This window comes from Methylomonas rapida, from assembly GCF_024360925.2.
GTDB lineage: Bacteria > Pseudomonadota > Gammaproteobacteria > Methylococcales > Methylomonadaceae > Methylomonas > Methylomonas rapida.
The window spans coordinates 4,506,294-4,532,819 of the sequence record NZ_CP113517.1 but is presented as its reverse complement, the minus strand read 5'-3'; the positions used below and the strand labels follow the sequence as shown (position 1 = coordinate 4,532,819).

At 52.9% G+C, this 26,526-nt stretch carries 27 protein-coding genes; 12 read left to right on the top strand and 15 right to left on the bottom strand.

Annotated elements, in window-relative coordinates; translation table 11 throughout:
* Window positions 1–68 precede the first annotated feature (68 nt).
* The 3 genes from pyrE to NM686_RS21405 are packed head-to-tail and all read right to left on the bottom strand — an operon-like array spanning window position 69 to window position 2,335.
* Window positions 69–707 (bottom strand): orotate phosphoribosyltransferase, encoded by a 639-nt coding sequence (pyrE, locus tag NM686_RS21415; RefSeq protein WP_269022082.1) that lies wholly within the window; start codon window positions 705–707, stop codon window positions 69–71.
* Between the two features lie 47 nt (window positions 708–754).
* A complete protein-coding gene (gene hemW / locus NM686_RS21410; RefSeq protein ID WP_255189835.1) occupies window positions 755–1,885 on the bottom strand; it encodes a radical SAM family heme chaperone HemW in 1,131 nt (376 codons plus the stop codon).
* A 9-nt stretch (window positions 1,886–1,894) separates the two neighbouring features.
* Window positions 1,895–2,335 (bottom strand): VOC family protein, encoded by a 441-nt coding sequence (locus NM686_RS21405; RefSeq protein WP_255189834.1) that lies wholly within the window; start codon window positions 2,333–2,335, stop codon window positions 1,895–1,897.
* A 75-nt stretch (window positions 2,336–2,410) separates the two neighbouring features.
* On the opposite strand from NM686_RS21405, the gene NM686_RS21400 reads away from it, so the two are divergent.
* The gene (locus tag NM686_RS21400; RefSeq protein WP_255189833.1) at window positions 2,411–2,746 is read left to right on the top strand and encodes an ASCH domain-containing protein; all 336 of its coding nucleotides are present in this window, start codon (window positions 2,411–2,413) and stop codon (window positions 2,744–2,746) included.
* Here the strand turns inward: NM686_RS21400 and NM686_RS21395 are convergent.
* The 5 genes from NM686_RS21395 to NM686_RS21375 all read right to left on the bottom strand — a co-directional run bounded on the left by NM686_RS21395 (window position 2,724) and on the right by NM686_RS21375 (window position 6,866).
* Window positions 2,724–3,485, bottom strand: coding sequence for an HvfC family RiPP maturation protein (locus NM686_RS21395; protein WP_255189832.1), 762 nt, complete (start codon window positions 3,483–3,485; stop codon window positions 2,724–2,726). The genes NM686_RS21400 and NM686_RS21395 overlap by 23 nt on opposite strands.
* Window positions 3,485–4,363: an HvfB family MNIO-type RiPP peptide maturase gene (locus tag NM686_RS21390; RefSeq protein WP_269022079.1), complete on the bottom strand. Its 879-nt coding sequence runs from the start codon at window positions 4,361–4,363 to the stop codon at window positions 3,485–3,487. The genes NM686_RS21395 and NM686_RS21390 overlap by 1 nt, the downstream gene beginning before the upstream one ends.
* Window positions 4,363–4,947: a hypothetical protein gene (locus tag NM686_RS21385; protein WP_255189830.1), complete on the bottom strand. Its 585-nt coding sequence runs from the start codon at window positions 4,945–4,947 to the stop codon at window positions 4,363–4,365. The genes NM686_RS21390 and NM686_RS21385 overlap by 1 nt, the downstream gene beginning before the upstream one ends.
* Before the next feature lie 98 nt (window positions 4,948–5,045).
* Window positions 5,046–5,681, bottom strand: coding sequence for an endonuclease III (gene nth, locus NM686_RS21380; protein ID WP_255189829.1), 636 nt, complete (start codon window positions 5,679–5,681; stop codon window positions 5,046–5,048).
* A gap of 141 nt (window positions 5,682–5,822) precedes the next feature.
* Window positions 5,823–6,866, bottom strand: coding sequence for an IS701 family transposase (locus NM686_RS21375; protein WP_255188588.1), 1,044 nt, complete (start codon window positions 6,864–6,866; stop codon window positions 5,823–5,825).
* A 245-nt stretch (window positions 6,867–7,111) separates the two neighbouring features.
* Between NM686_RS21375 and NM686_RS21370 the strand changes: the two genes are divergently transcribed.
* The 3 genes from NM686_RS21370 (at window position 7,112) to NM686_RS21360 (ending at window position 9,425) form a co-directional block, all read left to right on the top strand.
* A complete protein-coding gene (locus NM686_RS21370) occupies window positions 7,112–7,702 on the top strand; it encodes a hypothetical protein (RefSeq protein ID WP_255189828.1) in 591 nt (196 codons plus the stop codon).
* A 64-nt stretch (window positions 7,703–7,766) separates the two neighbouring features.
* The gene (locus tag NM686_RS21365; RefSeq protein WP_255189827.1) at window positions 7,767–8,195 is read left to right on the top strand and encodes a GreA/GreB family elongation factor; all 429 of its coding nucleotides are present in this window, start codon (window positions 7,767–7,769) and stop codon (window positions 8,193–8,195) included.
* A 153-nt stretch (window positions 8,196–8,348) separates the two neighbouring features.
* Complete coding sequence (locus NM686_RS21360) at window positions 8,349–9,425, top strand: PA0069 family radical SAM protein (RefSeq protein WP_255189826.1); 1,077 nt, start codon at window positions 8,349–8,351, stop codon at window positions 9,423–9,425.
* Window positions 9,426–9,460: 35 nt separating this feature from the next.
* Here NM686_RS21360 and mtoX read toward each other — a convergent pair whose 3' ends face one another.
* The 3 genes from mtoX to NM686_RS21345 all read right to left on the bottom strand — a co-directional run bounded on the left by mtoX (window position 9,461) and on the right by NM686_RS21345 (window position 11,962).
* Window positions 9,461–10,774: a methanethiol oxidase gene (gene mtoX / locus NM686_RS21355; RefSeq protein WP_255189825.1), complete on the bottom strand. Its 1,314-nt coding sequence runs from the start codon at window positions 10,772–10,774 to the stop codon at window positions 9,461–9,463.
* A gap of 109 nt (window positions 10,775–10,883) precedes the next feature.
* Window positions 10,884–11,156 (bottom strand): DUF4242 domain-containing protein, encoded by a 273-nt coding sequence (locus tag NM686_RS21350; RefSeq protein WP_255189824.1) that lies wholly within the window; start codon window positions 11,154–11,156, stop codon window positions 10,884–10,886.
* Window positions 11,157–11,341: 185 nt separating this feature from the next.
* Window positions 11,342–11,962, bottom strand: a complete 621-nt coding sequence (locus tag NM686_RS21345) for a TetR/AcrR family transcriptional regulator (RefSeq protein ID WP_255189823.1) — start codon at window positions 11,960–11,962, stop codon at window positions 11,342–11,344.
* A 212-nt stretch (window positions 11,963–12,174) separates the two neighbouring features.
* On the opposite strand from NM686_RS21345, the gene NM686_RS21340 reads away from it, so the two are divergent.
* Window positions 12,175–13,764 (top strand): bifunctional aminoglycoside phosphotransferase/ATP-binding protein, encoded by a 1,590-nt coding sequence (locus NM686_RS21340; RefSeq protein WP_255189822.1) that lies wholly within the window; start codon window positions 12,175–12,177, stop codon window positions 13,762–13,764.
* Window positions 13,765–13,802: 38 nt separating this feature from the next.
* On the opposite strand, the gene murI is transcribed toward NM686_RS21340, so the two are convergent.
* A complete protein-coding gene (murI, locus tag NM686_RS21335) occupies window positions 13,803–14,603 on the bottom strand; it encodes a glutamate racemase (RefSeq protein ID WP_255189821.1) in 801 nt (266 codons plus the stop codon).
* A 225-nt stretch (window positions 14,604–14,828) separates the two neighbouring features.
* Between murI and dcd the strand changes: the two genes are divergently transcribed.
* Genes dcd through glk form a run of 3 tightly spaced genes read left to right on the top strand, consistent with a single transcriptional unit; the run spans window position 14,829 to window position 19,669 of the window.
* Window positions 14,829–15,395, top strand: coding sequence for a dCTP deaminase (gene dcd, locus NM686_RS21330; protein ID WP_255189820.1), 567 nt, complete (start codon window positions 14,829–14,831; stop codon window positions 15,393–15,395).
* Window positions 15,392–18,667 (top strand): glycoside hydrolase family 15 protein, encoded by a 3,276-nt coding sequence (locus NM686_RS21325; RefSeq protein WP_255189819.1) that lies wholly within the window; start codon window positions 15,392–15,394, stop codon window positions 18,665–18,667. The genes dcd and NM686_RS21325 overlap by 4 nt, the downstream gene beginning before the upstream one ends.
* 12 nt (window positions 18,668–18,679) lie before the next feature.
* Entirely contained in the window at window positions 18,680–19,669 is a 990-nt protein-coding gene (gene glk / locus NM686_RS21320) for a glucokinase (protein ID WP_255189818.1), read from the top strand.
* Window positions 19,670–19,740: 71 nt separating this feature from the next.
* On the opposite strand, the gene NM686_RS21315 is transcribed toward glk, so the two are convergent.
* Window positions 19,741–20,121, bottom strand: coding sequence for a hypothetical protein (locus tag NM686_RS21315; protein ID WP_255189817.1), 381 nt, complete (start codon window positions 20,119–20,121; stop codon window positions 19,741–19,743).
* Between the two features lie 424 nt (window positions 20,122–20,545).
* On the bottom strand, window positions 20,546–21,337 hold the full coding sequence (locus NM686_RS21310) for an RMD1 family protein (RefSeq protein WP_255189816.1): 792 nt from the start codon (window positions 21,335–21,337) through the stop codon (window positions 20,546–20,548).
* Between the two features lie 110 nt (window positions 21,338–21,447).
* Here NM686_RS21310 and aroG point away from each other — a divergent pair, with 110 nt between their 5' ends.
* The 3 genes from aroG to NM686_RS21295 are packed head-to-tail and all read left to right on the top strand — an operon-like array spanning window position 21,448 to window position 23,754.
* The gene (aroG, locus tag NM686_RS21305) at window positions 21,448–22,527 is read left to right on the top strand and encodes a 3-deoxy-7-phosphoheptulonate synthase AroG (RefSeq protein ID WP_255189815.1); all 1,080 of its coding nucleotides are present in this window, start codon (window positions 21,448–21,450) and stop codon (window positions 22,525–22,527) included.
* A gap of 3 nt (window positions 22,528–22,530) precedes the next feature.
* On the top strand, window positions 22,531–23,508 hold the full coding sequence (gene thiS / locus NM686_RS21300) for a sulfur carrier protein ThiS (RefSeq protein WP_269022072.1): 978 nt from the start codon (window positions 22,531–22,533) through the stop codon (window positions 23,506–23,508).
* Between the two features lie 60 nt (window positions 23,509–23,568).
* Window positions 23,569–23,754 (top strand): (2Fe-2S)-binding protein, encoded by a 186-nt coding sequence (locus NM686_RS21295; protein ID WP_255189814.1) that lies wholly within the window; start codon window positions 23,569–23,571, stop codon window positions 23,752–23,754.
* A gap of 115 nt (window positions 23,755–23,869) precedes the next feature.
* Here the strand turns inward: NM686_RS21295 and pgi are convergent, their stop codons facing one another.
* On the bottom strand, window positions 23,870–25,510 hold the full coding sequence (gene pgi, locus NM686_RS21290) for a glucose-6-phosphate isomerase (RefSeq protein ID WP_255189813.1): 1,641 nt from the start codon (window positions 25,508–25,510) through the stop codon (window positions 23,870–23,872).
* A gap of 290 nt (window positions 25,511–25,800) precedes the next feature.
* Between pgi and NM686_RS21285 the strand changes: the two genes are divergently transcribed.
* On the top strand, window positions 25,801–26,394 hold the full coding sequence (locus NM686_RS21285) for a hypothetical protein (protein ID WP_255189812.1): 594 nt from the start codon (window positions 25,801–25,803) through the stop codon (window positions 26,392–26,394).
* Window positions 26,395–26,526 lie beyond the last annotated feature (132 nt).

Here is a 26,526-nt window from a genome sequence, read left to right as displayed (position 1 = left end):
TATTAGAGGGCGTTAAGTAAGGGCTAATTGTAGACTAAATACAAAGAAGCGGTAGTACGGCACTTGTGCTAAGTGCCGTGCTGTTGGCGATATGAGCGGATAATCGGTAATTTGTCGGCAAAACTGTTATCTTGTTCAATAAATTCGATTATTTCGGCTAGCGAGATAATAGAAATGACTGGGATACCGAATTGAGTGGAAACCTCTTGCACGGCGGATAACTCGTTCTGGCCTTTTTCCTGTCGGTCCAGCGCGATCACCACACCGGCCACGTTGGCGCCGGCGCCGCGAATGATGTCGACCGACTCCCGCACCGACGTGCCGGCGGTGATGACGTCATCCAGTATCCAGACATCGCCTTGCAGCGGCGCGCCGACCAATACCCCTCCTTCACCGTGATCCTTGGCTTCCTTGCGGTTGAACGCGAATGGAATGTCTTGCTTCAGGCGTGCATAGGCGATGGAGGTGGTGCTGACCAGCGGAATCCCCTTGTAAGCCGGACCGTAAAGTACATCGACGTTCACCTCGGCGTTGATCAGCGCCTGCGCGTAAAATTGACCGAGTTTGTCCAGTTGCGCGCCGGTGTTGAATAAACCGGTATTGAAGAAATAAGGACTGATTCGGCCGGATTTCAATTGAAACTCGCCGAATTTGAGCACGCCACAGTCTAAAGCCAGGCGAATGAACTGTTTTTGATAATCGAGCATGATGATGGGTTCCGAACAGCGAATAGGAAATTATAACCCGCCGTTTTTTACGGAATGAACTTTTCCAGAATTTCGTCGAGAAAATCCCAACCTTTTTCCGAGCAACAAACCTGCTGACTTCGTTTGGTTAACAAACCTTCAGCGATGCACTCGGATAAAGCCGGTTCCAGCGTTTCTGCGGCTAAGCCGGTATGGGTGCGATAGTCGTCCAGATGGAAGCCGGCTTTCAGGCGCAACTGGTTCATCAAAAATTCCAAGGGCAATTGCTCAATAGCGATCGGTTCGATGCTGGCAATCGTACGTCGGGCAAGATACTGCTCCGGGTGTTTGGTTTTGGCTGTGCGCACGATGTCATAGGGCAGTTTTCGACTGATCTTGCCGTGCGCGCCGGCGCCTATGCCCAGATAATCGTCGAATTGCCAGTAATTGCGATTGTGGCGGCATTGAAATCCGGCCTTGGCATAGGCCGAAATCTCGTATTGCTGGTAACCGCGCGTGGACAGGCGCTGCTGACAGGCTTTTTGCAATGCAAAAATGCTGTCGTCCTCGGGTAGCTTGGGCGGGAAGCGGTAAAAATAGGTGTTGGGTTCCAGCGTGAGCTGGTAAAACGAAATATGGCTTGGATTCAACGCAATGGCGGTTTCGATGTCGGCCAGGGCTTCGGCTTCGGTTTGTTCCGGCAGGCCGAACATCAAGTCCAGATTCAGATTGTCGAAACCGGCTTGAATGGCGATATTCACTGCCTTGATGGCTTCCTCGGCGTCATGCACTCGGCCCAATCGCTGCAAATGCCGGTCGTTGAAGCTTTGTATGCCTATCGACAGCCTATTGATGCCCAGGGCTCTAAAGGCCTCGAATTTGGCACTTTCGAAGGTGCCTGGATTGGCTTCCAGCGTGATTTCGCAATCGGGGCACAAATCGGCCTGTTGCCTCACGCCGGTTAGTAAATGGCGTAATGCATCAGGCGAAAACAAGCTGGGCGTGCCGCCGCCCATGAAAATGCTGCTTATGGGGCGTGGGCTGGGCAATAAGGTTAAATCGGCCTGCAGGTCCGCCAGCAATGCCTCTACGTACTGCATTTCCGGAATTCCGGTTTTAACGGCATGGGAATTGAAATCGCAATATGGGCATTTTTGGATGCACCAGGGAAAGTGGATGTAAAGGCTGAGCGGCGGCAATGGAGGTCCTCACCAAGTTCCAGTATTGGGCATTGACGCCCAGGGTTCTTGCGGTGGCAACGCACCACCCTTTTGCAATAATTCGATCGAAATCTGGTCAGGCGAACGAATGAAGGCCATCCAGCCGTCGCGTGGCGGGCGATTGATGGTGACGCCTTGGTTCATCAGCTTTTGGCAGATGGCGTAAATGTCCTCCACTTCAAAGGCCAAATGGCCAAAGTTACGCCCGCCGGTATAGTCCTCGCTATCCCAGTTATAGGTCAGTTCCAGCAAGGGTGCGTCGCTGTCGCTGGCTTGTCGGTAGTCGCCGGGCGCGGCCAGATAGACCAAGGTAAAACGCCCCGCTTCGTTTTCGATACGCTTTACTTCCGTCAACCCGAGTTTGTCGCAATAAAAATCCAGCGATTCGTCAAGATTTTTGACGCGAACCATCGCATGTAAATAACGCATAACGAATCTCCAACAGGTAAAACCGGGCATTATGGTTGATAATAACCGGCTTAGCCAATCGATTAGGAATTGAACATGCAAGATTATCCGGAAAAAACCTGCGACATCGAACGTCTGATTCGCCACCCAAAACTGGTAGCCGCGGCCTTGAGCGGGCAAAAAACCGAGCAACGCCGCGACGGCCTTTATGCCTACCCTGGTGAAACTTTCGTGCTGGAGGGTGTGGAATTCGTCGTGACCCGTGTGGATAGAGAACGTATCGGCGACATGACCGATGCCGATGCGCAAGCCGAAGGTTATCCGAGTCTGGCGATGTACAAGGATTTGATTTTAAAAATGCACGCCAACATGGAATGGAACGACGATGGTCTGGTCTGGGTGCATCGCTTCAAGCGTCAACAGCCGGAATGACGATGCCCTTGCCGGCCAGTTCCCGCAGGGTTTGCAAGCCAAGGTCTTGCAGGGTCTGCGGGTCGATTTGTCCGGCGATTTCGACAGCCAACGCGTCAAGAACTGCTTCGCCGGCCTGTCCTTCCAGTTGTTCGATCAACTGCAATAAATGGTAGGTTAGTGGCGTGGTCTGCATGAAATGCACCTGATCGTCGCTATCCCGATACACGATCAAGTAAGTGGGTTGCGCCGGCGCGGTTTGCGGCAGAAGCGCAGGACCGATTTTTTCCACCGGGTATTGATAAACCAGCGGCCAGGCTAGCGGCGAGAGCGCGATTTTTTGTTGCAGAATCTCGTTCACGAAGGCCGCATCGCCAAACAACGGCGAGGCTTTGGCTATGGCTAACGCCATTTCCACCCATTCGTAATGGGCTAGTTCCAATAAGAACGGATAATCGCCCGCTGCCTCGCGTTCGTTTTGCAGATAATCCAGAAACTCCTCGGCAATTTCGGAAAAATGCGGGGTTTGGCAGCGGTGGCGGAGAAAAAAATCCTGCACCAATTCCAGCCATTGCGCGTCGTCCAATATCGTTCGCAATACCGGAAAATTGCTGCTCAAAAAGCCATTGATGTTGTTGAAAAACAGCTCCCGGTACATCGCCATGCGCTGGGGATCGACCTCGGCTGGCACGGGTTGATTGCTCGGGTCGCGAATGTAGGCGGCGAATTCGGCTTGTTTGGTTTTAAAATCAACGGCCATCAGGCTACCCGCTTATCTGACTGTTGATTGGCTTCTTGTTGAATTGCCCGTATCGTGTCGACTTCCCTGAGTAATTCCGCCAGCGGCGGCAGATTGAAATCCCGTTCCAGCAAGGTCGGAAACACCCCGAAGGCCTCGTAGGCCTTGGCCAATAAATGCCACACCGGGTCGATGACGGGCGCGCCGTGGGTATCCACCAGAAAATCCTCGGCCTGGACATAATGGCCGGCGATATGGGCGTAAGCAATGCGTTTACCCGGCATGGCGCGCAGAAAGGCTTCGGCATCGTACCCGTGGTTGACGCTGTTGACGTAGATGTTGTTGATGTCGATCAACACGTTGCAGTCGGCTTCCTCGACCACCGCGTTGAAAAAATCGATTTCCGACATTTCCTGGCCCGGAGCGGCGTAATAGGAAATGTTTTCGATGGCGATCTTGTGTTCCAGAATGTCTTGCACCCGCCGGATACGCGCCGCCACATGCTTGACGGCATCTTCGGTGAACGGTATCGGCATCAAATCGTACAAGTGGCCGTCATGGCTGCAATAACTCAGGTGTTCGCTGTAGAACTTGATGCCGTGTTCGGCCATGAAGCGTTTCAGGTCGTGGACAAACACCTCGTCGAGTTCATCGCTGCTGCCTATCGATAACGACAGGCCATGGCAAACGAACGGGAAGCGTTCGGTCATCGCCCGAAATTGCTTGCCGAGTTTGCCGCCTATCGTCATCCAGTTTTCCGGCGCCACCTCGTAAAAATCCACATGCGCGGGCGGTTGAGCGGCGACTTCCGCTAAAAAGGAACGCCGCAATCCCAAGCCCGCATTGAGTGCGGTAGTGCCTTGCTCAAGCATGAATATCGACAGGGATGCCCGCGGCATTACATGTTGGAGCCGCAGCTGCCCTCGCCACCCTTCATCATCGCGCCGCAAGAGCCTTCCCCGCCTTTCATCATCGCACCGCAGCTACCTTCTTCGGTCTTGTCCTTTTTCTGACTGGCATCATCACCATGCTTCATGTCGCTCATATTGCCCATGCCGCCCATCATGCCGCAAGCGCCTTCCTTGCCCTTCATCATTTCGCCGCACATGCCTTCCATGCCTTTTTTCATTTTGCCGCCTTCCATCATGCCGCCGCACATGCCTTCGCCGCAGGAGCCTTCCGCTTTCTTGGTTTTGGCGCCGGTTTGGGCTTTGCCGGATTTGGCTGCGCCATTGATTTTATTGCCGTTAGAATCCGTTACGTTGCCGCCGCAGACGCCGTTGCCGCCTTTGTTGGAAAATTCGGGCATGCTTCCGCCGCAGGTGCCGTGGCGGGTCTTGGATGCTTCCGCTACCATGTAGCCGCCAGATAACTCGCTCATCGCAAATGGATTGGATTCCGCGTTGACGTTGGCGGCAAATCCGGAAATGACGGCGGTCGTGCCCATGGCCAGAGTCAAAGGAGTTTTGTGGAATTTTTTCATGATGTAACCTCTTGGGGCATTTTGGTAAATTTGGATTCCAGCCATGCTGAAGTAAATGAACATGGCACTAGTCGTGCTCAGTCTACCGCATTGTAAGCTCAGTACAGGCTTTTTTGCTTAAACTCACATAAATCCGCGATGCAGCACTCTGCGCAGCGCGGCTTTCGCGCCATGCAGACATAGCGGCCATGCAGGATCAATAAATGATGGGCGTCTTTTTTATGCTGTTTGGGCACCGTTTTATCGAGTTTTTTTTCCACTTCCAGCACGTTTTTGCCCGGTGCTAGTCCGGTGCGGTTGGCGACGCGGAAAATATGGGTGTCCACCGCGATCGTAGGATGGCCAAAGGCGGTATTCAAAATCACATTGGCGGTCTTGCGGCCCACACCCGCCAAAGCCTCCAGGGCAGCACGGTCTTGCGGCACGTCGCCGCCATGGTGCTTTAGCAAGGCTTCGCAAAGTTTGATGATGTTGGCGGCCTTGCTATTGAACAAGCCTATGGTCTTGATGTATTCCTTCAGACCTGCTTCTCCCAAGGCTAAAATAGCCTGCGGCGTATTGGCAACGTCGAACAGTTTTTCCGTGGCTTTATTGACGCCTTTATCGGTGGCCTGGGCGGACAGCACCACCGCAATCAGTAATTCGAACGGCGTGTCGTAGTTCAATTCAGTGGTCGGCTCCGGAATCGCAGTGGCGAGGCGATCGAAAATGGCTAGTCTGGTTTGGTTGTTCATGAACGGTAGGATTCAACAGTGATGTCGAACGGGCATATTACAGCAATCGAATTGCCGCATCGTCCTTGCAAGGCATGGAACTAAGGATTCTGGCAATTGGACGGCGAGCGGGAATCAGAATATCGTCAACAATATTAGGACTTACGCATTGACGGAAGCCTGAAACTGTGGGTTCAAATATTCCTTGCCGACCATGAAGCTGTTGACGAATGCGGCGATCACATCCTGATACAACGTTCTTTGCCATTGGTAAGCATTGCGAATAATTTCAGTAAATTGCATTCGCTGCAGATGAACATAGCCACATAAAGCGGCAAAGATATGGTTGAGTATCGGTACTTTGCTACGGACTTGGAACTTCTCGATGTTGCAAACCTGCTTGATCATGCGGTGGTATTGCTCGATCTGCCAATGCTGGTCGTGCAGTTTCTGAAAATCGGATTGCTTAAAGGCATCATAAGCCTCAGCCTCTGGCAGGAACACCACGTAATGGCGCAGTTGGTCTTTTAACCGCGTCCGAAACAGCTTCACGTTGCCAAAATCACGTAACCAGACCCGCATGCCGTCGTCAGGAATGTCCAGTTTTTGTACCTGGATCCAGGTGCCTTTTTCCGTCGACACCCGGCGATTGCTTTCCACCGCAAACATAAACCCCATCCGGTGGTTTTTTACCGTCTTAAGGTTGTCCACACAGGAATACCAACTATCCCCGGTCATAAAATTCGGTTGTAATCCCCAAGCCAGCACCTCGCCCAACATGTCGAGGAAATAATCATTTTTGGTTTTTCCTTCTGCCTTGTCGTATACACGATAGTTAACGGGCAGGCTGCGGCCTTGCGGGTCAGTGTAGTATAACGTGATGAGATTCAAGCCTTTAACCACGCGATGATGCTTGCCAGACCAAAAATGTCCAACCAGTTCCATGCGTTGGCTGTAGGGTTTGTCTAAGGTGCTGTCATCCACGTTCAGCGTCCCGCCCACCAAGTTCAACAGACATTTTGCCTCATTGAACAAGTCTTTCGGCTCGTAACTTTCTCGTAACAGGAAACGATTCACGCTGTCATGGGAAATGTTCATCACCTCGGAAAGACGGGTGCAGGTACTTGATTTCGGTTCGCTCATCAAAAATCCCATATACATTGGCAAGGTGCAACGCGCTGTCGGTGGGCGGCTAGGCTTTCTTATCATCCCTGAATCGTTCTTGTTAAATGTACTTCCTATGACATAGTTATTGCTTGATCGTCAATGCGTAAGTCCTAAATATGCTCTCGGTGGTCAAGATCGGCTTGCCAGTAAAATATTGATTCTGAGCATCGAGCCGAATGAGTTGGCTATCCAGGTCGGAAGCATGCCGAAGCTTAATGGCAAGTTAAGAGACTGCGTGCTATGGTTGTCAGTCCTAGTTCAATAATAAACTCGCGGAGCAAGCTATGAAAACCGAAATCATTTTATGCAGTGCCCTGTTGCTGGTTTCTGGCGGCGTACTTGCCGGCCAGCCCACGCTGAAAGAGGTTGGCATGCAATTGGCCATGGGCGACAAGCCGTCCGTCGAGGTCAAGGAAGCTCAAGGCGCCAAAGCCGTCGATAAAATTCAGCAAGACATGAAAACCTTGAAACAAGACGTTAAAGGCATGCCGGAAGCAGTCCAGCAACAGACTCAAGAGCAGCTGAAAGATGCCGCATCGCGTAAACTTCAGGAAGCCACGCCGGATGAAATCAAACAAGGCGCCGAAACCCTTGAAAAAGTCAAAGATCTGAAACAGGGCGTGGAAACCTCGCCTGATGCGCTGAAACAACAGGCTCAGGAGCAATTGAAAGACGCGGCCACGCAAAAGCTTCAAGAAGCCACTCCCGAGGAAGTCAAGCAAGGCGTAGAGACTTTGAAAAGCGGCAAGGAAACCGTGGAGCAAATCAAAGGCACGGTTGATGCGGCACCTAAATCGGCCGACGAAGCCGTGGATGCGGCAACACAGAAAGCAAAGCAAAAAGCCGCTGAAAAGGCTTTGGAGCTGTTGCAATAAAACGCTTGTATGGCATAAGGCCGGTCATGCCGGCCTTTCTTCATTTGGCAAGGTGACTGAGATTATGAAAGACTTCATGAAGGTTCGAAACATCATTCTTTCCTCGCTCGACTGCGCCCGTTTACGAGATCTGCTGATAACCGCCAGGCAGTTCGGCGCCAAGCCTTCGATGCTACTGGATACATTGGAAGGTGAACTCAACCGTGCCGCGATTCTACCTCCAGAGCAGATTCCACCTTATGTGGTCACGATGAACACCTGTGTCCGCCTCGTCGATATCGACACGGGCAAAAGCATGACCTATACATTGGTATTTCCAAGCGAAGCGGACCTCGAGCAAGGCAAATTGTCCATTCTCTCCGATCTGGGGGTTGCGATCATCGGCTTTTCCATTGGCAATACGGTTGAACAGCAATTCCCAGAGGGAATCAGGTCCTATAAGATCGATACGATATATTTTCAACCAGAAGCCATTAAGTGTTACGAGATGTAAAACCGTATACCGCTCATCGATGGAATGAATTTCCGAAGGAGATTCAAGGGGCCGTGTAACCCTGATTTTTTGGCTCGAATAGGTTCAATTCATCGAGTTGATTTTGCATGGCGAGCCTGAAAAATAGCGCCATCGATTTTTCTACCCTTTTCCATGAGCAGACCCTTGATCCACAAAGGCCGCGCCAGCATCAGCAACGCCACCGGCCGTTTCGAGAAGCAAAGCGGCCATGCCGAGGACGACGGCTGGGGCGGGTTGGGTGCCGATCTACCGCCGCTGGCGACCGAAGTCATCGTCGACAGCAGTAAATCGGTGATCACCTACAACGATTCGCCGGATATCCCGTTCGACCGTTCCATCAACCCGTATCGAGGTTGCGAACATGGCTGCATCTATTGTTTCGCCAGGCCGACGCACGCCTATCTGGGTTATTCGCCGGGGCTGGATTTTGAAAGCCGCATTCTGATCAAGCCCGATGCCGCTCGGTTACTGCGCGAGGAACTCGGCAAGCGCAATTATCGTTGCGCGCCGCTGGCGTTGGGCACCAATACCGACCCTTACCAGCCTTTGGAGCGGCAGCAGCGCATCATGCGGGGGATTTTGCAGGTGCTGGCGGAAAGCCGTCATCCCGTCAGCATCGTCACCAAGTCGGCATTGATAGAGCGCGACGTCGACATACTGGCGGAAATGGCGAGGCAGGGCTTGGTGTCGGTGGGCATCTCGATCACCACGCTGGACAAAAGTCTGGCGCGCACTTTGGAGCCGCGGGGCGCCGCGCCGCACCGGCGCCTGGAAGCGTTGACACGCTTACGTGAAGCGGGCGTGCCGGTCGGGGTGATGGTGGCACCGGTGATTCCGGTTTTGACCGATTGCGAATTGGAAACCATCGTCAAGGCCGCGTACGCGGCTGGCGCATCGAACGCGGAATATATTCTGCTGCGCTTGCCGTTGGAAGTGGCGGATTTGTTTCAGGAATGGCTGCGCCAGCACTACCCGCTGAAAGCCGAGCATGTGATGAACAGGGTACGCGATGCTCGAGGCGGCAAGGTCTACGATGCTGCGTTCCACCAGCGATTGCGGGGCGACGGTAGCTATGCGGATTTGATTGCCCAGCGCTTTCGTTTGATCCGCAAAAAGCTGGGATTGGACCGGGCAATGCCCGACCTGCGCACGGATTTGTTCAGAAAACCGGCGCCGGGCGGGCAGATGAGTTTCGATTTTTTCGATTGAATAGGGCGACAGCAGTCGCACCCGGTATTTTCAGCTTATTTCGGCGACTGACCGTATAAGGCATAAGCGCCAAAGCGCATTTGGTGCGCCCTGCCCAGCTTTTCCTTGGTAAAGTCGATGGAAAACTGTTCGGTCAGCTTATTACCGTCCCAACTATAGGCCTTGAAGAACTGCTCGTTATCCGCGCCTTTCTTGTCCCAGTTGGCCAGCAGCGACGAGGTGTAGTACAGGCGTTTGCCGTCCCAGCTCGATGACACCATGTTGACCTGCGCGCCGATTTTTTGCTCCAGCACTTGCTTGGGATGGAACGGGTCGCTGATGTCGAACAGGCGGGTCTTGCCGTCCATGAAGGTATTGACCCACAACGATTTGTCGTCGGCGGAGATCGAAATGTCCACCGGCAATGGCACCTGGCTTGGATCGCCGATGTCGGCCACATCCTTGGTTTGCCATTCGCCCTTGTCGTCCTGATAAATCAGCCAGATTTTCGAAGTCAAAGCAGTGCTGGTGAAGCAATAGTTATGGCTTTCGTCCCAGGCACAGCGGATTTCCAGCGGCGCACCAGGCACGTCTAAGACTTTCTTCGGCTGGCGGCTGTGCAAATCCCATTGCACCACGGTATTGCCGAAGCGCTTCATCGCCTCCGGATCATTCAACATCTTGCCGAAGTCCATCATGTAATTCGACCAGCCGGTGAACGACGAGGTCAACATCAGGTTTTTACGCGGCAGGGCACGGATGTCGTAGTTGTAACCGTCGGCGTATTTGCCGGACTTGATCGCGCCCTGCAGATTGCCGTCGGTCGGCAGCCAATAGGTGGCGATGTAGTCGCCGGCGTTGCTGTATTCCACTACCGCGGTGCGGCCGCCGTGATCCTTGTTGTTCGACAAACCGGTAATGATCATGCGTCCCGGCAAGGCGTACAGGCTGTGCGGGCCCACCACGCCACCGCTCTTGGCGACGAAATCGGTGATGGTCTTGACCAGTTTGGGTTTGGCGGGATCGGTGGCCACGTCGAAAATGAAGATCTTGTTGGTGTCCAAACCACCGGCCCACAGGAAGCGGCGATCGTCGGTGAAGTCGGAATGGTGGGCTTCGTTGCGGCCGCCGACAGATAGACTGTCAATCACCTTGCCATAATTTCCGGATTTCGGGTTGACGTCGATGGTAACCAGTTTGTCCTGCTCATCGCCGACGCCTTCTGCACCCAGGGTCCAGACGTAAATGAAATCTTCTTGTCCCGTGATTTTTGCCATGTACGGCGAGGCGCAGGTTTCGTCGGCCTGTGTTGACAAGCTTGCAGTACCGAGCAGCAGCGCGGCGGTAAAGGTGCTGAGTTTGAATTTCATGGTGTTTTCTCCCCCGAGAATGGTTTTTTTGTAGGGTACGCACCGCGTACCTTTATCGGTTGTTGCAATTGCCAAGGTAAAAGGCACGCGGTGCGTACCCTACGATAGCTCAATCGCCCGTGGTCGGGTCGATCACGGTCTTGATTTGTTCGATGCGATTGGCCGGAAAACCTCCTTGCTCGGCATGCTCGCGGATGGCCTGCTCGCTGTCGGCGATGTAGATGCAATAAATCTTGTCGCCGGTGACGTAACTGTGCAGCCACTGGATGCGCGGCCCCATGTCGCGCAGGATGCCGCAGGATTTTTGCGAAATGCCCTGCAGCTCGGCCTGGGACAGATTGCCTGCGCCGGGAATGTCGCGTTCGATGATAAATTTGGGCATGATGGCCTCCTTATAAATGACCGGTCGTCTGATTAACCGGCGTTAAAAAAGGCTGCTGGTGAGCAGCGGTTGTTTTGAATCGTAGGCTGGGTAGGGCGAAAGCGTAACCCAACTAAGCGGCTGTCAATGCTGGGTTTCATTCCAGCCTACTCATTGCCATATTGTCAGCATTAATTTATGTAGGTTCATGCTTGCTCCGCCCTACGTATTGAAGCCTTGAAATAATCATCCAGCAAATCCCGGCAGACCGCCTGCAAGGGCTCTATCGATTGCTCGACCTTCATTCGCAACAAGGCGCCTTGCCAGCCGTTCAGCATCAAGTCGGCCATCGCTTTAGCCGAACGATCCAGGCGGACCGAGCCTTGTTTTTGGCCGCGTTCCAGCGCGGTTTTTTGCAAATCGCTGTAGCGGCCGACGGCATCCAGCAGGGCGTCGCGGCACAGCGGGCTGGTGTCACCGATCTCGCCCATTAAATTGCCCAGCAGGCAGCCGCCCTTGAAACCGGTTTGTGCTACTTCGGCGATCAGTTCCGAGTAATACGCTTTCAAGGCCGCCAGTCCGTCCAGTTCCGGATTTTGCAAATGTGCCGACAAACGGTGTATGAACGGTTCGATGTAATGGCTGATCGCCTCGGCGGCGAATTGTTCCTTGCTTTGGAAATAGGTGTAAAAAGAGCCCTTCGGAATTTTCACCGTATCCAGAATCTGTTTCAGACCGGTGGCGTGATAGCCCTTTTCCAGCAGCAGTGTCACACCCTGATCCAGCAGTTTTTCTTTCTTGATTTGTTTGCTTTGCAGTTTCAACATGGCGGGCATTATGCGACCGGTCGTCTGTTTTGTAAATAAGTTTTTTCTAATAAGTTGATTTGCTCAATACAACCTGGTTTGGAATGAAGAAACCGTGGTTCTTTACGGGCCGATTCAAGATTGTCGGCTTGAATCGGCCGGATCATTTCCCTAATCGCCGATTCTCTGCCAGAATCGGCTCATCGCGCTGATATAACTTGTTGGATGACCGCATGGTAAACGCCGATCTCGACCGCAGATTAATCGAAGCCCTACAAAACCCGGCTTGTTACCCGCACCCGGTAGCATCGGTCAAACTGTTGGAAACTCATATTTCCTGGGTGCTGCTGGCTGGGGACTACGTCTATAAGATCAAAAAACCGGTGGATTTTGGCTTTCTGGATTTTTCCACGCTGGCTAGGCGGCAATTTTTTTGTCAGGAAGAGTTGCGCTTGAACCGGCGACTGGCTCCCGATCTGTATCTGGAAGTGGTCGGTATTGGCGGCAGCCCGGAGGCACCGGTATTGGGCGCCGAACCCGCCTTCGAATGCGCCGTGAAAATGCGGCGTTTTTGCGAAGATAGGCTGCTGGATCACTGTTTGGCGCAAGGCCGGTTAACGGTCAGGCAACTGGAACGACTAGCCGAAACCATGGCCCAATTTCATGCAAACTTGCCGCCAGCCGAACCGGACTCCGGTTTTGGCCATGCCGAGGCCATTTTCGCGCCAACACGCCAGAATTTTTTGCAACTGGCCCAATTGCTCGACGAAAGCTATGCCGACAGATTGGCAAGTTTACAAGCGGCCAATGAAGAGGAATGCCAGCGCTGCCTTCCGTTGTTTTCCCGGCGCTTGCAAGCCGGCATGGTGAGGGAATGTCACGGCGATTTGCATCTGGGTAATATCGTGCTGCTGGATGACCAGCCGATACCCTTTGACGGTATCGAGTTCAATCCAGCATTACGCTGGATCGATGGCATCAGCGATGTCGGCTTCCTGATCATGGACTTGCTGCATCGGCAGCGCCCCGACCTGGCCTATGCGTTCTTGAACGCCTATCTGCAACACAGCGGCGACTATGCCGGGTTGGGCGTTCTGACATTTTATCTGGGTTATCGCGCGCTGGTGATGGCCAAAGTCAGTGCGATTCGAGCCAGGCAAACCGATAAAACCGCCAGCTTGGAAAGATGCGACAGTTATCTGACACTGGCCGAGCAATTCTATCAGCCCAAGCGGCCGGCTTTGATCATCACGCATGGCTTGCCCGGCTGCGGCAAGACCGTCGTCTCGCAAATCGTGCTGGAAAAATTTCAATTGATACGGCTGCGTTCCGATGTGGAGCGCAAGCGCCTGTTTGGGTTGCAAGCATTGCAACAAAGCCAGTCCTCAATTGAGGGCGGCATTTATAGTGCTGAAGCCACTGTTCGCACCTATCGGCATTTGCTGGAGGTCTCGCGGCAGATTTTACAAAACGGTTTCAGCGTCATCGTCGATGCGGCGTTTTTGAAGCGACACGAGCGACAGGCGTTTGGGTCATTGGCGAGAGAGTTGGCCGTGCCTTTTGCCATTTTGCATATTCATGGCGATGAAGCGCTGCAACGTCGGCGTATCCTGCAGCGGCAGGCTGAACGTAGCGATGCTTCGGAAGCCGATGTCGCCGTTTACGAGTTGCTCAAGTCCGCGCAAGAAGGCTTGAGCGACGAGGAAATCCAAGTGTCAGTGGAAATAATCAATAACGACACGCTACAGCAGTTGGTGAGCGAATCCGCGCCATGGGATAGGCTGGTTTCTTTGCTGGCCAATAACCAGCGACGGTCAGGATGAGCTACGGCGGGTAAAACGACGCATTTCGCCTGATCAGGCTAGCCGAAGGAATGAACCCTGACATTTTCTCCCCACAGCGCCGATATAATGGACTGGGCGTTTTCGAGCGACCCACTCGAGAAAAATCGCACGTCCGCCAAGCTGTCGGGCCGCGAAGTTGTGAGGTTGCCGACAAGCCGCCGCGCCAGCTGCCGGGCGACGGCCGTCGCCGGGTCGATTATGGCGATGTCGGGGCCGACGATTTCGCGGATCAATGGCATCAGAAACGGATAATGTGTGCAACCCAGTACCAGCGTGTCCGCGCCCGCTTCCAGCAGAGGGTTTATATAGCGAACCAGTAGCGCGCGCGTGGCATCGCTGAGCAATTCGGCTTGTTCGACTTGCTCGACGAGGCCGGGACAGGCCTTCAGCAGAATTTGCACATTGCTGCCGTGTGTCTCGCACAGCCTGGCGACACTTGGGCTGGCCAGCGTTCGGCTGGTCGCGAGCACGCCGATGGTGCCCGACCGGGTGCTGACCGATGCCGGTTTGATTGCGGGCTCTATCGCGACCAGCGGAACCGGGCACCACGCCCTGAGCTTGGCGATGGAGACGACCGTGGCGGTATTGCAGGCGACCACGATCGCCTTGACGCCGGCTGCAAGCAGAAACTCGGTGATCTTGGTCGCGCGCTCGGCAATGAAATCGCTATCCCGGTCGCCGTATGGCGCATAGCCGGAATCGGCTACATACAACAAATTTTCCGCCGGCAGTTCGTCGCGGATTGCAAGCAGCACGGATAGGCCACCCACCCCTGAATCAAATACGCCAATGGGGGCATCGCTGCCAATGGTTGTCATATATCGATGCCGTGAGTCGATGTCATGGGTTGGATTGTCAATTCGCTTCTGCACTATGCTGGCTTACCCGTTGTCCGCTCATCGTGATGACAAGCAAAAACCTTATTTTACTGGCGTTTTCACTGAGCGTTGCAATAGCGCTTGTTTGATTAGAATGCTCAGCGTCGACAAGAAAATATGCTATTTTGACGCCTTGTTTTCTTTCTTAAAGATTCCATCAGCAACATGAGCATCAAATCAGACAAATGGATACGGCAAATGGCCGAGCAACACGGCATGATAGAGCCGTTTCAGGCCGGTCAGGTGCGCGAGTCCGAGCAAGGCCGCATCATTTCTTACGGTACGTCGAGCTATGGTTACGACGTACGTTGCTCCAACGAATTCAAGATTTTCACCAATATCAATTCCACGATCGTCGATCCCAAGGACTTCGACGAGGCCAGCTTCGTCGATGTGAAATCCGATGTCTGCATCATTCCGCCCAACTCGTTCGCGCTGGCGCGCACGGTGGAATATTTCCGGATTCCGCGCGACGTGCTGGTGGTGTGTCTGGGTAAATCGACCTATGCCCGCTGCGGTATCATCGTGAATGTCACGCCCTTGGAGCCGGAATGGGAAGGGCATGTGACCCTGGAATTTTCCAACACCACGCCGTTGCCTGCCAAAATCTATGCCAACGAAGGCGTCGCGCAAATGCTGTTCTTTGGCGGCGACGAGATTTGCGAAACTTCTTACAAGGACAGAGGCGGTAAATATCAGGGACAGACGGGTGTCACTCTACCTAAGGCATGAGCGCCTTTTCCTCGATGTTCAAACAACTGTTCAGCCAGAATCCGGCTCCAACGCCGGAGTCGGCCGATAGCTCAGCCACTGGTCGCGCGCTAGACGATTATTATCGCCAAGTTCAGGAGATCATTCTCAATCGCCAGGATTGGGTAAGTGGGTTATTGCCTGCCAGTACCGCCATTACCACGCACGGCAATTACACCGATGCCTGGGTGCGCGACAACGTCTATAGCATTCTGGCGGCCTGGGGCCTGGGACAGGCCTATCGCAAAAGCGGCCTGTCGCCGGAAAGGACCTATGAGCTGGAGCAGAGCGTCGTCAAATTGATGCGCGGTTTGCTGGCGGCCATGATGCGGCAGGTGGACAAAGTCGAGCGATTCAAGCATAGCCAGGATCCGATGGATGCCTTGCACGCCAAATACGACACGCATTCCGGCATGGTGGTGGTGGGCGATCACGAATGGGGGCATCTGCAACTGGATGCCACGTCATTATTTTTACTGATGCTGGCGCAGATGACGGCATCGGGTTTGCGCATCGTGTTTACCCTGGACGAAGTCAATTTCGTGCAAAATCTGGTGTATTACATCAGCCGTAGCTATCGCACGCCGGATTACGGGATTTGGGAACGCGGCAACAAGATGAACCATGGCGTCGCCGAGCTCAATGCCAGTTCCATCGGCATGGCCAAGGCTGCGCTGGAGGCGATGACGGGTTTTAATCTGTTCGGCAAGGACGGCGGTCAAAGTTCGGTGATTCACGTCATCAGCGACGACATAGCCCGTACTCGAATAGCCATGGAGTCGCTGTTGCCGAGAGAATCGATGTCCAAGGAAGTCGACGCCGCCGTGCTCAGCGTGACGGGCTTTCCGGCCTTTGCGGTCGATGATCCGGCGCTGCGCGAAAAGACGCAAGCCTTGATCGTCGAAAAGCTGCAAGGCCGATACGGCTGCAAGCGATTTTTGCTGGACGGCCATCAAACCGTGCTGGAGGACCATAACAGGTTACATTACGAGCCGCATGAATTGAAGCAATTTGCCGATATCGAATGCGAATGGCCGTTGTTTTTCTGTTATTTGCTGCTGAATAACCTGTTTGACGGTAACGACCAAGGCGCGGCGGATTATCGGCGCAAATTGGATGCGCTTTGCGTCCAGGAAAACGGCCAGCGATTGTTGCCCGAACTCTATCGGGTGCCTTTGCAGGCGGTCGACGCGGAAAAAGCCGCGCCGCACAGCCAGGCGCGAGTCGCCAATGAAAACGTGCCCTTGGTTTGGGCGCAGAGCTTGTTCATTCTGGGATGTTTGCTGCAGGATGGTTTTATCGATTTGGACGACATCGATCCGTTGGGACGGCATCGAGCCCAAACGGTAGCCCGGCAAGCCTCGGTACAGATCGCCTTGCTGGCGGAAGACGAAGCGGTACAGGCGGAACTTCGGCAACACGGCATTCCCAGCCAGACCCGAGCCGAAATCGCGCCCATCCAGGTGAGGGAAGCCAGCGAGCTGGCGGCGGCTTATCTGCAGGTCGGGCGCAACGATCGCATGGGCTTGACAGGCCGGCCGCTACGCCAGTTGCGTATCTTGTCCACGTCAAAATTGTATTCGATGGCCGGCGCCCCTTTGCTGTTTCTGCCGCAATTCATGAGCCAGCAAGGTTTTTACCTGGCGATGGACAACAGGCTGCTGATTCAGCGTCTGCGACTGGAGTTAAGCTATATTGCCCATCATTGGTATAAGCCGGGCCAACCCTTGATGGTCATCAACATCAAGCATAACTTGTTATCCGGCGAAGACCGGCAGGTCTTGTTGGAATTCATTCGTCAGTTACAAAGCGGGCAATTGCATGATGTGGCCATACGGTTGGGTTTATTGAGCGATTTACTGGATAGTACTTTGCACGAGCAAATTGCCTATCTGCACGATTTTGAGTTTTCCGAAATCCACGGGCATGAAGTCGAAAGGCCGTTTGCCGACGTGATGCCGCGAGGCGAACAAGCCGGGCCCATGCTGGATAGCTATCAATTGACCGAATGGGAAATCGGCGCTGACGAGACCCTGATCGAGCAATTGCAACACAATGTCAATCTTTATGCGCAATTGGAGGCATTGACGCTGTTGGCGCAGCGTCATGGATTGGAGCATGATACCGGTTTGCGAACCGATGACGGCCGGGTTTGCCGGGTGCGGGATTTGCTCGAAGAGGTCTATGCGCGGGCGGGCGATTTGCATCAATGGCAGGTCGTGCGCCGTTGCGCGGGTCTGTTGGGCAAATACGACATCAACCTAGAACAGGCCGCGACCGAAATTTTGGTGCGTCAGCATGGTTTGACGGTAGGGCGCGCCTATAGCGGCAAGGCCACCCTGCGTCGGCCGACAGACTCGTGGCAAATCCTGGACACCATTCGATCCTTCAATCCTGATGACATCAGCCAGCAGGTGCTGATTCAGGAGTTGATTCTTTATCTGGGCATGTTGATCAAGCAGAAGCCTGGCTTGTTTGCCGATATGCATACGGTTCGCGTTGGACATGTGTTGCAGCTGATCGTCGCCAGGCAGAAGCGTTTGCGCGGTTGCTCGCTGGATCAGGCCTTCAACGATATTTTATCCTTGCCGCCGCACCAACTGGCGCAACGGGTGCAAGAAGCTCTGGAAGATTACAGCAACAGCGAAATTCAGCTGGGTTTGATGGAAACCCTGCATGTCGATGGCCAGCAACAGAATCTGGGAGTCGCTCGTTTTCCAGAGAGCATGAATCCGAAGTATTTTGGCGGAGAAGAAGACTGGTATGCCTGGCGCGAGCAACAAGGCAGCGTTGGGCGCGAAAGCGAAGCGTTCTACGCCGGCGTCTGGGATTTATTGCATCACTGCAAGGGCTTGATGATAGGCGAGAAATACAATGGCAAGCGCCGCATCGATAGCGAAACCATGCTGGCGCACATGACCGCCGGCGAGCATGGCTTCAGGCTGCATATCAATCATATTCTGAACAAGATTCAGGCGCCGGTGTACCGGCAGTTGAGTGTGGAAGCGTTGCGGGCGTTAGCGTTCATCGTGCGCAACAATCCGGACCTTTATATCGATGATACCTTGGTGACCGATATTGTGATTGGTCACGCGGTACGTCTTTGCTGGCTGCAGCAGCATCCCGAGTTTCAGGATCGCTATGAAGAATGTGTCTCGCTGGCCTGGCAGGCATTTTATCAATTGCCGCCGCATGCGCTCGCCAACGGCATTCTGGATGCACTGGCTTTCTTGCTCAATCATAATCAACGTTAAACGAGGTCGACCATGATTCTTGCCGGCGACATAGGCGGTACTAAAACGGTTTTGTCTTTATTGGAGAAAGGCGCGGACGGTCTGATGAATTGTGCGCTGGAGCGAACCTTTGCCAGCGCGGAATACGATAGTTTTGACGAGATTCTGGACTTGTTTTTGCCCGGCGACATCCAAATCGACTCGGCCTGCTTTGGTGTGGCGGGGCCCGTCGTCGAGCAACGCTGTTTCGCCACCAACCTGAGCTGGATCTTGGACGGTCAGGAGCTCAAAAGCAAGCTTGGTACCGAGCGGGTGCGTTTGCTCAACGATCTGGAAGCCATGGCGGTGGGCATGCTGCATTTGGACCCAGATGATTTCATCGAGCTCAATCCCGCGGCCGAACCGCAAACGGGCAACATTGCGGTGATTGCCGCCGGTACCGGCCTTGGCGAAGCCATTTTATATTGGGATGGCAAGCAGCATCATCCTATCGCCACCGAGGGCGGGCATGGTTCTTTCGCGCCGCAGAATGCCCAGCAAGATCTGTTATTGCAATTCCTCCGTAGACGTTACCCGCAACACGTCAGTTATGAGCGCATATTGTCTGGCAAGGGCTTTAGCCATTTGTACGATTTTCTGCTCGAATACCAGTTCGCGCCGCCGTGCCCGGCAGTGCCGAGTGTCGATAGCGTGCAGGTCTCGGGTATCGATCGCAATGCGGTGATCTCGCGGCTGGGAATCAACGGCGAGGATGTCTTGTGCAGCGAAGCCGTCAGATTATTCGTGGAAATTTATGGCGCAGAAGCCGGAAATTTGGTGTTGAAATCGTTTGCGACTGGCGGTGTATTTATCGGCGGCGGCATTGGACCGAAAATTCGCTCGGCGCTGGAGGCCGGCGACTTTATGCAGGCATTTGCCGCGAAAGGACGTTTTCAAACCTTGTTAGGCAGGATGTCGGTGAAGTTGGCTCTCAATCCCAGGACGCCTTTGATTGGCGCCGCGCATTATTTTCAAGCCGATTAGTCTGGCCGCATTAGGAGTCAAGTCGGCCATGGTCGTTCCCGCGGCTCGGAAACGACCATGGCTGCGCGGTTTTAGTGAGCCGCGTTATAAATTTGCATCATTTCCTTGAACATGTCTCGCAGTTCTTTCAACGAAGCGGCAGCGTCCGCATCACCACTTTCAACCTGGGTGCGTGCGACTCTCAGCTTGTCGCCCGCTTTTTGACGCAAACGCTCACTGCCTTCATAACGAAATTCTTTTTGCATCTGGCGGACTTCGCTCAATGCTTTGTTGACTTCAGCTTTATCGGCTCCCGCTTCTTGCAAGCTCACTGCTTCTTCAATTTTTGCAAGCGCACCCTCGCCAGCCGCCCTGACCGAGGCTTCGGACATGCCCTCGGCGAATGCGGATGAAGACATTACCAATGCCGATGTCATGATCAAAGAAACCAAAGCTTTTTTAAATTTTTTCATTTAGATAAATCCAATTTTTAGGATGTTGTAATACTAATCGTCAAGGGACTTCGATAATGAAGCGCCATTTTATTAGTCGTCATTTTATAGCGCTCCTATCCTATCACAGTCGATCCTATAAAACTGCGGATAAAGCCAGTTGATTAAACCCGAAAGAAGTTAGGTTGATTTTGATTTTTTATTTTAAAAACATTCTTTACTATCAATAGCATGCGTATTGCAGAAAACAACTCAATAACCATTATTAATTTATGGATTAAAGGCGTTTTCTTTCAGTATCAGGCATTAATCTGGCAAAAGGGCTGAGTTTTTACCTGGATATTCCATATGAATTTTGTGGTGAATCGCCGCTAGGAATTTAAATTTGTAGCCAGACAAACTAAAGGGTTTTACTCGGATTTTTGGGGCATAAATGGCTGAAAATTTAAAATAGTTTGTCCAGCAACGACATCACGATTTCCACCGCAATCAGCCAGATGATGATCCATTCCAGGGCCGAGGAGTGTTGGTGCTTTTGTTCGTCCGCCAGCATTTCCAGGAGTTCGTGTATGGTCTCCAGTTTTTTGGATAGCACTTCGGTGCGCTGACGGACTTCCAGGTAATTGGCGGCCATCGAATAGATATGCTGGTATTCCGGATGTTCCCAGAAGAATTCGGGAATATCCAGCAAGTCGTAGTTCAGAATGATGTCGCTCTTGGTCAGAAACAACTGGCCGCGGATCTGAGCCATGGCTTTACGATTGAGCTTGATGGCACCTTCTCGTGCCAGTGCTTGCGGCAGATGGCCGGTGGCATGTATGGTGTCGATGGCATTGCCTTCAAATGCCGCCAATTTGATCGATTGAGCCATGGCATGGGACAAGGCCAGTAATACCATGAAATCCCCGGATTGTAATTCGATATGATCGTGCTGGATTTTGTCTTGCTCGCAGCCTGCCTCGTAACTGAAGTTGTCTTCCTGAGGCTCATCATCCGGCTTGATAGCGTAATCGAGCAGCATTTCGTGCAAGCTGCGGCGTTCGTCTAGCGGCACATTCCAGTGTACGACGACGCCGTATGAGAATACGATCGAGCAGCCGCCCTTGAAATCGACGATGATCGCATTCCTGAAGATTTGCGCGCGGGTCGTGTCGAGCAGCTTTTCACGTAGCTGACTGGCCTGAAATGATTGTGCCAGACACACTGTCAGACAGTGTTTGATTGCCCTGTTGTTCATCGTATCCGCGCTGAGTAAGTGTGGTTCGGCAGCAGTTTGTCACACCGCTGACGGCAAAATGGTTAAAATAACAGCTTTCGTCTAGCTTCAGAAGCTCATTGCTCAGAGTCATGCAAACAAACTATAACACCGATGATTTAAGAATTTGCGAAACCAAGGACGTGGTGGCGCCGATTCAGGTCCATGATGAAATTCCGATGACCGAAACGGCTGCCGATACCATTTTGAAGGCCCGCGCAGCGATTCATAAGATTCTGACGGGTGAGGATGACCGGTTACTGGTGATTATAGGTCCCTGCTCTATTCACGACCCCAAAGCGGCCGTCGAATACGCGGGCAGGCTAAAGGGCATGATCGATCAATTGCAAGATGATTTGGTCATCGTCATGCGTGTTTACTTCGAGAAACCGCGTACCACCGTGGGCTGGAAAGGCCTGATCAACGACCCTGACTTGAACTCCAGTTTCAATATCAACAAAGGGTTGCGTCTGGCGCGGCAAGTATTGCTGGACGTCAACAACCTCGGCGTGCCCGCCGCGACCGAATATCTGGATTTGATCACGCCGCAATATATGTCCGACCTGATTTCCTGGGGCGCCATCGGTGCACGTACCACCGAAAGCCAGGTGCATAGAGAGTTGGCATCCGGTCTTTCTTGCCCGGTCGGCTTCAAGAATGCCACCGACGGCGGCGTAAAAATCGCAATCGATGCCATCAACGCGGCGATGAGTCCGCATCATTTCCTGTCCTTGACCAAGGAAGGTCGTTCGGCGATTTTTTCTACCCGCGGCAACGAAGATGCGCATATCATTTTGCGCGGCGGCAATAATCGGCCGAATTACGATGAGGTCAGCGTGGATCAGGTGGCGGAAGGATTGGTAGCAGCCGGGTTGCGTCCCAACATCATGATCGACTTCAGTCACGCCAACTGTCAGAAAAAATACGAACGGCAAATGCATGTCGCGGAAGATGTGGCCGGACAAATAGCCGGCGGAGACGTCCGTATCATGGGCGCCATGGTGGAAAGCCATTTGGTGGAAGGGCGGCAAGATGCCGAAGAAGGCAAGCCTTTGGTATTCGGGCAAAGCATCACCGATCCGTGTCTGGGTTGGGACGATAGCGTCAAATTATTGAACGAACTGGCCGTGGCCGTGCAACAACGCCGTGCCGCGATACGGAGAATGAGTTAAATCATGAAAATACAGGTTAATGGCGATAGCCGCGAATATGGCGACAACTGTACCGTTGCCGATGTCATTGCAGACTTGGGGTTGAGCGGCAAACGCATTGCCGTGGAATTGAACAAGGAAATTTTGCCGTTTACCGAATATGCCCAGCAATTGATTCACGATGGTGACCGTCTGGAAATCGTGCAAGCCATAGGCGGCGGGCAAGACGATTATTTCATGCTGGCCGGCAAGCAATACCGGTCGCGTTTGCTGGTCGGTACCGGCAAGTACAAGGATCTGGAAGAAACCCGCTTGGCTACCGAAGCCAGCGGCGCGGAAATCGTCACGGTGGCGATTCGCCGGACCAATATCGGTCAGAATCCGGGCGAACCCAATTTATTGGATGTGATTTCACCGGACAAATATACGATATTACCCAATACCGCCGGCTGTTACACGGCGGAAGACGCCGTGCGCACCTGCCGCTTGGCCCGCGAGCTGTTGGGTGGACACAAACTGGTCAAACTGGAAGTATTGGCCGACCAGCTCACGTTGTTTCCGGATGTTTCCGAAACTTATGTCGCCGCCGAATTGTTGGTGAAAGACGGTTTCGATGTGATGGTTTACACCAACGACGACCCTATTGCCGCCAAACGCCTGGAAGAAATCGGCTGCGTCGCGGTGATGCCGCTGGCCGCGCCGATCGGTTCCGGATTGGGTATCCGCAATCCCTATAATATTTTGACCATCGTCGAAAACGCCAAGGTGCCGATTCTGGTGGATGCCGGTGTCGGCACCGCCTCGGATGCCGCCATTGCGATGGAGCTGGGTTGCGACGGGGTGCTGATGAATACCGCGATCGCCGCGGCCAAGAACCCGGTGTTGATGGCTTCGGCGATGAAAAAAGGCATCGAAGCCGGCCGCGAAGCGTTTTTGGCCGGGCGCATGCCGCGCAAGCGTTTTGCCTCGGCGTCTTCACCCATCGACGGCTTGTTTTTGTAAATCACCCTCTAAGCCGGGTTGGTTCTGGCTGACCCGGCCAGCTTAATCCGGCATTTGACCATGATCGAAGTAGACTCCGACAACGACACGCTTTGCTATTGCGCGGGTACGACGCGGCAGCAAATCAAAAAATTGCTCGACGATGGCATCGTCGACGTCGACAGAATTTCTCGCATCACTGGCGCCGCCTCTGGCTGTGGTGGCTGCGAGTTTGAGTTGCAACAATTGATCGAAGAACACGGCTAAGACAGAAAAAACCGAATTCGGTGATTGCGATCGCCGCAGCGGCGCGATTGACGAGCTGGGTCAGTGAGCCGGAAATCTTTGCTGGACGCCCGGCAGAGCGTTCCAGCAATGTGATTTAGGCTTTACGCAGGCGTTTGTAGGTGTTGATCAAGCCATTGGTGGAGCTGTCGTGACTGGCGATGATGTCGTCATTTTTCAGTTCCGGCAAAATGGCTTTTGCCAGAACTTTGCCTAATTCCACGCCCATTTGATCAAAGGAGTTGATGTTCCAGATTACGCCTTGCACGAAGATCTTGTGCTCATAAAATGCAATCAACGTACCCAAGGTTCTGGGTGTCAGCTTTTTGAACAAGAACGAGTTGGAGGGCTTGTTGCCTTCGAAAATTTTGGAGGCAATCAAGGCGTCGTCCAAATTGGGTTCGTGGCTCAAATCCTGTCTGACTTCTTCTTCGGTTTTTCCGCGCATCAAGGCTTCGGCTTGCGCCAGGAAGTTGGAAATCAGGATGTCGTGGTGATCCGGTAAATCATACTGACTTTGCGCGGCCGCCAGAAAATCGCCGGGAACCAGTTTGGTGCCTTGGTGAATCAATTGAAAGAAGGCGTGCTGGCCATTGGTGCCGGGCTGTCCCCAGATGATGGGGCCCGTGTTGTAATCGACTTTTTCACCGGTGATCGTCGCGCTTTTGCCGTTGCTTTCCATGTCGCCTTGCTGGAAATAATCGGCAAAATATTTCAAGGATTGCGCATACGGCAAAATGGCATAGGTTTCCGCTTCGAAGAAGTTGTTGTACCAGATGCCGAGCAAGCCCATGATGACAGGAATGTTTTCCTCGTAGGGCGCATGGCGGAAATGTTCGTCGGCCAAGTGCGCACCCATCAGCAGTTCTTCGAAATTGTCCATGCCGATATATAAAGCTATCGACATGCCGATGACCGACCAGAGCGAATAACGCCCGCCGACCCAGTCCCAGAACTCGAACATGTTCGCCGGGTCGATGCCGAATTCCTTGACCATTTCTTCGTTGGTGGAAATGGCGATGAAATGTTTCTTGATATGGGCGGGATCTTGCGCGGCATTCATGAACCAGTTACGTGCCGAGCGCGCATTGGTCATGGTTTCCTGCGTGGTAAACGTTTTCGATGAAATCAGGAACAGCGTGGTTTCCGGATTGAGCGGCTTCAGGGTTTCGACGATGTCGGTTTGATCGACATTGGATACGAAATGCGCTTTTAAGCCGTTTTTGCCGTACGGCGTCAAGGCGGTGTCGACCATTTTCGGGCCGAGATCCGAACCGCCAATGCCGATGTTGACGATATCGGTAATGGCTTTGCCGCTATAGCCCGTCCATTGGCCCGAACGCACCTGTTCCACGAAAACCCGCATTTTCGCCAGAACCTTGTTGATTTCCGGCATGACATCCTGGCCGCGGAATAAAACGGGTGTATTGCTGCGGTTTCGCAGCGCGGTATGCAAAACCGCGCGTTTTTCGGTGGTGTTGATGATGGAGCCGGAAAACATCGCTTCCGTTTTCTCGCGCAAGTCTGCCCGCTTTGCCAATGCGATCAGCAAGGGCATGGTGCGCTCGTCGATCAGGTTTTTGGAATAGTCTAATAATATGTCGTTAAAGGTGACGGAGAATTTATCGAAACGCTGGGGATCTTTGGCAAAAGCCTCTTTCATGCAAAATTTACCAGCAATTTCTTGATGATGTTGTTTGACGGCGTTCCATTCGGCAGAGTTGATTAATTTGGACATATTATTTTTGTGTGAACCGGATAAAGAGTCTTCGGAAGCTTTAGTGCCAGATGTAGCGAGGAGAACGATTACCTCATTATAAGGATTGTCTTTGACGGATGACAAAAAAAAATGAACCGTGATTTTGCCTGCTTTCGGCTATATAAGTATTGCCTTTATTTGCTAGGGGTGATGTGCTAGAGTTAGAGCGGATTTCACTGTGCTGCGGTCGCTTAGATGATGGCGCCACAAAATCTCATCCATGCTGATGGCATGGACAATAATAACTATCAACAACGGGAAGGGTAAACATGAAAACAACTCGCCTTTTTAGAAATAGTCTGTTCGGCCTCATCGGTCTGATTTTTTCCTCTGCATTGTGGGCGCACGGCGGTGCTGCGGGTACTGACACTGATCAGTGCAAATTTGAATTGGAAAAGGATCATTGGATTCATTACACCGCGTATCAGCCTAAAGCGTATCCAGCCGAAGAATTTTGCGGAAATATTCCGGATACCGACTCACTGATCCAATTGGTGTTCGATTATCAGGATCAGCGCTACCGCAACATGGCGATCGAATTCGAAGTGACCAAGGAGCCGGAAGGTACACGTGTGTTTTATCAGGAGCCGCAAAAACATAAATCTGGCACGGTTATCTTGAACCTGGACAAAGGGGTGCCGGAGCCTGGCAAATACCTGATTCATATCACCTTGCTGCAAGATAACGGCGAGCGTCTCGACGCGCACATGAGTTTCAAGGCCGGTGGCGGTCAACCGACCAGCACAGGCAGCATTGGTTTGTATGCACTTGTGGTGTTTGCGGGTCTTTACATTTTCTATCTATCCAATGCAGGCTTCAAACGTAAAGTCGACGGCTTGATTGGCAAAGCGAAAGAATTTTAAACTTATCGACGTCTACCCTGTCTGTGTATCCGGACAGGGTAGCTCCTTAGTTTTCGGTAGCGGATCAAATGAGTGTCCGTTGAGCCGGTGTTCAAGATTTTCAAATTTCGACTTTCTTTATAGAGGAATCAC

Excerpts from the sequence above, each read along its gene's own strand:
- pyrE (WP_269022082.1), bottom strand. The coding sequence starts at position 707 with ATGCTCGATTATCAAAAACAGTTCATTCGCCTGGCTTTAGACTGTGGC.
- NM686_RS21405 (WP_255189834.1), bottom strand. The coding sequence starts at position 2,335 with ATGCGTTATTTACATGCGATGGTTCGCGTCAAAAATCTTGACGAATCG.
- NM686_RS21400 (WP_255189833.1), top strand. The coding sequence starts at position 2,411 with ATGCAAGATTATCCGGAAAAAACCTGCGACATCGAACGTCTGATTCGC.
- NM686_RS21395 (WP_255189832.1), bottom strand. The coding sequence starts at position 3,485 with ATGGCCGTTGATTTTAAAACCAAACAAGCCGAATTCGCCGCCTACATT.
- NM686_RS21390 (WP_269022079.1), bottom strand. The coding sequence starts at position 4,363 with ATGCCGCGGGCATCCCTGTCGATATTCATGCTTGAGCAAGGCACTACC.
- NM686_RS21385 (WP_255189830.1), bottom strand. The coding sequence starts at position 4,947 with ATGAAAAAATTCCACAAAACTCCTTTGACTCTGGCCATGGGCACGACC.
- nth (WP_255189829.1), bottom strand. The coding sequence starts at position 5,681 with ATGAACAACCAAACCAGACTAGCCATTTTCGATCGCCTCGCCACTGCG.
- NM686_RS21370 (WP_255189828.1), top strand. The coding sequence starts at position 7,112 with ATGAAAACCGAAATCATTTTATGCAGTGCCCTGTTGCTGGTTTCTGGC.
- NM686_RS21365 (WP_255189827.1), top strand. The coding sequence starts at position 7,767 with ATGAAAGACTTCATGAAGGTTCGAAACATCATTCTTTCCTCGCTCGAC.
- NM686_RS21360 (WP_255189826.1), top strand. The coding sequence starts at position 8,349 with ATGAGCAGACCCTTGATCCACAAAGGCCGCGCCAGCATCAGCAACGCC.
- mtoX (WP_255189825.1), bottom strand. The coding sequence starts at position 10,774 with ATGAAATTCAAACTCAGCACCTTTACCGCCGCGCTGCTGCTCGGTACT.
- NM686_RS21350 (WP_255189824.1), bottom strand. The coding sequence starts at position 11,156 with ATGCCCAAATTTATCATCGAACGCGACATTCCCGGCGCAGGCAATCTG.
- NM686_RS21345 (WP_255189823.1), bottom strand. The coding sequence starts at position 11,962 with ATGTTGAAACTGCAAAGCAAACAAATCAAGAAAGAAAAACTGCTGGAT.
- NM686_RS21340 (WP_255189822.1), top strand. The coding sequence starts at position 12,175 with ATGGTAAACGCCGATCTCGACCGCAGATTAATCGAAGCCCTACAAAAC.
- murI (WP_255189821.1), bottom strand. The coding sequence starts at position 14,603 with ATGACAACCATTGGCAGCGATGCCCCCATTGGCGTATTTGATTCAGGG.
- dcd (WP_255189820.1), top strand. The coding sequence starts at position 14,829 with ATGAGCATCAAATCAGACAAATGGATACGGCAAATGGCCGAGCAACAC.
- NM686_RS21325 (WP_255189819.1), top strand. The coding sequence starts at position 15,392 with ATGAGCGCCTTTTCCTCGATGTTCAAACAACTGTTCAGCCAGAATCCG.
- glk (WP_255189818.1), top strand. The coding sequence starts at position 18,680 with ATGATTCTTGCCGGCGACATAGGCGGTACTAAAACGGTTTTGTCTTTA.
- NM686_RS21315 (WP_255189817.1), bottom strand. The coding sequence starts at position 20,121 with ATGAAAAAATTTAAAAAAGCTTTGGTTTCTTTGATCATGACATCGGCA.
- NM686_RS21310 (WP_255189816.1), bottom strand. The coding sequence starts at position 21,337 with ATGAACAACAGGGCAATCAAACACTGTCTGACAGTGTGTCTGGCACAA.
- aroG (WP_255189815.1), top strand. The coding sequence starts at position 21,448 with ATGCAAACAAACTATAACACCGATGATTTAAGAATTTGCGAAACCAAG.
- thiS (WP_269022072.1), top strand. The coding sequence starts at position 22,531 with ATGAAAATACAGGTTAATGGCGATAGCCGCGAATATGGCGACAACTGT.
- NM686_RS21295 (WP_255189814.1), top strand. The coding sequence starts at position 23,569 with ATGATCGAAGTAGACTCCGACAACGACACGCTTTGCTATTGCGCGGGT.
- pgi (WP_255189813.1), bottom strand. The coding sequence starts at position 25,510 with ATGTCCAAATTAATCAACTCTGCCGAATGGAACGCCGTCAAACAACAT.
- NM686_RS21285 (WP_255189812.1), top strand. The coding sequence starts at position 25,801 with ATGAAAACAACTCGCCTTTTTAGAAATAGTCTGTTCGGCCTCATCGGT.